This window comes from Viridibacillus arvi, assembly GCF_001274945.1.
GTDB lineage: Bacteria > Bacillota > Bacilli > Bacillales_A > Planococcaceae > Viridibacillus > Viridibacillus arvi.
Genome location: NZ_LILB01000018.1, coordinates 1 through 4,980 on the forward strand (window position 1 = coordinate 1; position 4,980 = coordinate 4,980).

Sequence of the window (4,980 nt, forward strand, 5' to 3'; positions counted from 1 at the left end):
TAAGTAAAATTTGGTTAAGTCCTCGATCTATTAGTATTCGTCAGCTCCGTATGTCGCCACACTTCCACCTCGAACCTATCTACCTCATCGTCTTTGAGGGATCTTACTTACTTGCGTAATGGGAAATCTCATCTTGAGGGGGGCTTCATGCTTAGATGCTTTCAGCACTTATCCCGTCCACACATAGCTACCCAGCGATGCCCTTGGCAGAACAACTGGTACACCAGCGGTGTGTCCATCCCGGTCCTCTCGTACTAAGGACAGCTCCTCTCAAATTTCCTACGCCCACGACGGATAGGGACCGAACTGTCTCACGACGTTCTGAACCCAGCTCGCGTACCGCTTTAATGGGCGAACAGCCCAACCCTTGGGACCGACTACAGCCCCAGGATGCGATGAGCCGACATCGAGGTGCCAAACCTCCCCGTCGATGTGGACTCTTGGGGGAGATAAGCCTGTTATCCCCGGGGTAGCTTTTATCCGTTGAGCGATGGCCCTTCCATGCGGAACCACCGGATCACTAAGCCCGTCTTTCGACCCTGCTCGACTTGTAGGTCTCGCAGTCAAGCTCCCTTATGCCTTTACACTCTACGAATGATTTCCAACCATTCTGAGGGAACCTTTGGGCGCCTCCGTTACTCTTTAGGAGGCGACCGCCCCAGTCAAACTGCCCGCCTGACACTGTCTCCTACCCCGCTAAGGGGCATGGGTTAGAAGTTCAATACATCTAGGGTAGTATCCCACCAACGCCTCCTCCGAAGCTGGCGCTCCGGAATCTCTGGCTCCTACCTATCCTGTACAAGATGTATCAAAATTCAATATCAGGCTACAGTAAAGCTCCACGGGGTCTTTCCGTCCTGTCGCGGGTAACCTGCATCTTCACAGGTACTATAATTTCACCGAGTCTCTCGTTGAGACAGTGCCCAGATCGTTACGCCTTTCGTGCGGGTCGGAACTTACCCGACAAGGAATTTCGCTACCTTAGGACCGTTATAGTTACGGCCGCCGTTTACTGGGGCTTCAATTCGCACCTTCGCTTGCGCTAAGCACTCCTCTTAACCTTCCAGCACCGGGCAGGCGTCAGCCCCTATACGTCACCTTACGGTTTTGCAGAGACCTGTGTTTTTGCTAAACAGTCGCCTGGGCCTATTCACTGCGGCTCTCTCGGGCTTTCACCCTACTAGAGCACCCCTTCTCCCGAAGTTACGGGGTCATTTTGCCGAGTTCCTTAACGAGAGTTCTCTCGCACACCTTAGGATTCTCTCCTCGACTACCTGTGTCGGTTTGCGGTACGGGCACCTTTTACCTCGCTAGAGGCTTTTCTTGGCAGTGTGAAATCAGGAACTCCGGACATACGTCCTCGTCATCACAGCTCAACGTTATAGAAATGGGATTTGCCTCATTTCACGCCTCACTGCTTGAACATGCATAACCAACAGCATGCTTACCCTATCCTACTGCGTCCCCCCATTGCTCAAATGGTAAATAGGTGGTACAGGAATATCAACCTGTTGTCCATCGCCTACGCCTATCGGCCTCGGCTTAGGTCCCGACTAACCCTGAGCGGACGAGCCTTCCTCAGGAAACCTTAGTCATTCGGTGGACGGGATTCTCACCCGTCTTTCGCTACTCATACCGGCATTCTCACTTCTAAGCGCTCCACCAGTCCTTCCGGTCTGACTTCACAGCACTTAGAACGCTCTCCTACCACGGACATCTAAGATGTCCATCCACAGCTTCGGTGAATTGTTTAGCCCCGATACATTTTCGGCGCAGCGTCACTCGACCAGTGAGCTATTACGCACTCTTTAAATGATGGCTGCTTCTGAGCCAACATCCTGGTTGTCTAAGCAACGTCACATCCTTTTCCACTTAACAATTACTTTGGGACCTTAGCTGGTGGTCTGGGCTGTTTCCCTTTTGACTACGGATCTTATCACTCGCAGTCTGACTCCCGTGCATAAATCACTGGCATTCGGAGTTTGTCTGAATTCGGTAATCCGGGATGGACCCCTAGTTCAAACAGTGCTCTACCTCCAGGATTCTCTATCACGAGGCTAGCCCTAAAGCTATTTCGGAGAGAACCAGCTATCTCCAGGTTCGATTGGAATTTCTCCGCTACCCACACCTCATCCCCGCACTTTTCAACGTACGTGGGTTCGGGCCTCCAGTAAGTGTTACCTTACCTTCACCCTGGACATGGGTAGATCACCTGGTTTCGGGTCTACAACCACATACTCATTCGCCCTATTCAGACTCGCTTTCGCTACGGCTCCGTCTTCTAAAACTTAACCTCGCATGTAATCGTAACTCGCCGGTTCATTCTACAAAAGGCACGCTATCACCCATTAACGGGCTCTAACTACTTGTAGGCACATGGTTTCAGGATCTATTTCACTCCCCTTCCGGGGTGCTTTTCACCTTTCCCTCACGGTACTGGTTCACTATCGGTCACTAGGTAGTATTTAGCCTTGGGAGATGGTCCTCCCAGATTCCGACGGAATTTCACGTGTTCCGCCGTACTCAGGATACACTCAAGAGAGAATGAACTTTCAACTACAGGGCTGTTACCTGCTCTGGCGGGCCTTTCCAGACCGCTTCATTTAACTCATTCCTTTGTAACTCCATATAGAGTGTCCTACAACCCCAAGAGGCAAGCCTCTTGGTTTGGGCTATTCCCGTTTCGCTCGCCGCTACTCAGGGAATCGATTTTTCTTTCTCTTCCTCCAGGTACTTAGATGTTTCAGTTCCCTGGGTCTGCCATCAAGACGCTATGTATTCACGTCAAGATACTGCTCCATTACGAACAGTGGGTTCCCCCATTCGGAAATCTCCGGATCAAAGCTCACTTACAGCTCCCCGAAGCATATCGGTGTTAGTGCCGTCCTTCTTCGGCTCCTAGTGCCAAGGCATCCGCCATGCGCCCTTAATAACTTAACCTAAAAGTTAGTTATTAAGCCTAAAAAACTTAATAATAAAAAATGTGTTACTTAATTTGCTTCAATGTCGTTTTATCCAGTTTTCAAAGAACAATATTGGTGGAGCCTAGCGGGATCGAACCGCTGACCTCCTGCGTGCAAGGCAGGCGCTCTCCCAGCTGAGCTAAGGCCCCGAAAAAGAAAATATGGTGGGCCTAAATGGACTCGAACCATCGACCTCACGCTTATCAGGCGTGCGCTCTAACCAGCTGAGCTATAGGCCCNAAAAAGAAAAATGGTGGGCCTAAATGGACTCGAACCATCGACCTCACGCTTATCAGGCGTGCGCTCTAACCAGCTGAGCTATAGGCCCCTTTTGGGAAAATATATAATTGAAGTATGAACCTTCAAAACTGAACGCAAGACGTTAATCGACAGATCCAAGATCTGTTTCCGTAATTATCCTTAGAAAGGAGGTGATCCAGCCGCACCTTCCGATACGGCTACCTTGTTACGACTTCACCCCAATCATCTATCCCACCTTCGGCGGCTGGCCCCATAAAGGTTACCTCACCGACTTCGGGTGTTACAAACTCTCGTGGTGTGACGGGCGGTGTGTACAAGGCCCGGGAACGTATTCACCGTGGCATGCTGATCCACGATTACTAGCGATTCCGGCTTCATGTAGGCGAGTTGCAGCCTACAATCCGAACTGAGAACGATTTTATGAGATTAGCATACCCTCGCGAGTTAGCGACTCTTTGTATCGTCCATTGTAGCACGTGTGTAGCCCAGGTCATAAGGGGCATGATGATTTGACGTCATCCCCACCTTCCTCCGGTTTGTCACCGGCAGTCACCTTAGAGTGCCCAACTAAATGATGGCAACTAAGATCAAGGGTTGCGCTCGTTGCGGGACTTAACCCAACATCTCACGACACGAGCTGACGACAACCATGCACCACCTGTCACCAATGTCCCCGAAGGGAAAACTCTATCTCTAGAGCGGTCATTGGGATGTCAAGACCTGGTAAGGTTCTTCGCGTTGCTTCGAATTAAACCACATGCTCCACCGCTTGTGCGGGCCCCCGTCAATTCCTTTGAGTTTCAACCTTGCGGCCGTACTCCCCAGGCGGAGTGCTTAATGCGTTAGCTGCAGCACTAAGGGGCGGAAACCCCCTAACACTTAGCACTCATCGTTTACGGCGTGGACTACCAGGGTATCTAATCCTGTTTGCTCCCCACGCTTTCGCGCCTCAGTGTCAGTTACAGACCAGAAAGTCGCCTTCGCCACTGGTGTTCCTCCAAATCTCTACGCATTTCACCGCTACACTTGGAATTCCACTTTCCTCTTCTGCACTCAAGTCTCCCAGTTTCCAATGACCCTCCACGGTTGAGCCGTGGGCTTTCACATCAGACTTAAGAAACCACCTGCGCGCGCTTTACGCCCAATAAATCCGGACAACGCTTGCCACCTACGTATTACCGCGGCTGCTGGCACGTAGTTAGCCGTGGCTTTCTAATAAGGTACCGTCAAGGTACGTTCAGTTACTAACGTACTTGTTCTTCCCTTACAACAGAGTTTTACGATCCGAAAACCTTCATCACTCACGCGGCGTTGCTCCATCAGACTTTCGTCCATTGTGGAAGATTCCCTACTGCTGCCTCCCGTAGGAGTTTGGGCCGTGTCTCAGTCCCAATGTGGCCGATCACCCTCTCAGGTCGGCTATGCATCGTTGCCTTGGTAGGCCATTACCCCACCAACTAGCTAATGCACCGCGGGCCCATCTAGTAGTGACAGCCGAAACCGCCTTTCAGCATTTTGCCATGTGACAAAATGGATTATTCGGTATTAGCCCCGGTTTCCCGGAGTTATCCCAATCTACTAGGTAGGTTGCCCACGTGTTACTCACCCGTCCGCCGCTAAATCAGAAGAAGCAAGCTTCTTCATCATTCGCTCGACTTGCATGTATTAGGCACGCCGCCAGCGTTCGTCCTGAGCCAGGATCAAACTCTCCATAAAAGTAGTTTGAAAGCTCATTAGCTTTGCTAGCGTATCATCC

Annotated in this window: 3 tRNA genes and 2 rRNA genes; all 5 read right to left on the minus strand. The window is 51.0% G+C overall.

From position 1 onward, the window contains the following. Window positions 1-10 precede the first annotated feature (10 nt). Window positions 11-2,940: ribosomal RNA gene (locus tag AMD00_RS22585) — 23S ribosomal RNA — on the minus strand. 96 nt (window positions 2,941-3,036) lie between these two features. Beyond that, window positions 3,037-3,112 (minus strand) — tRNA-Ala (locus AMD00_RS22590). A gap of 13 nt (window positions 3,113-3,125) precedes the next feature. Continuing rightward, a tRNA-Ile gene (locus tag AMD00_RS22595) sits at window positions 3,126-3,202 on the minus strand. A 12-nt stretch (window positions 3,203-3,214) separates the two neighbouring features. Continuing rightward, a tRNA-Ile gene (locus AMD00_RS22600) sits at window positions 3,215-3,291 on the minus strand. Window positions 3,292-3,387: 96 nt separating this feature from the next. Further along, window positions 3,388-4,940, minus strand: a 16S ribosomal RNA gene (locus tag AMD00_RS22605). Together the 16S and 23S rRNA genes with 3 tRNA genes alongside form the textbook arrangement of a ribosomal RNA operon. Window positions 4,941-4,980: the final 40 nt, after the last annotated feature.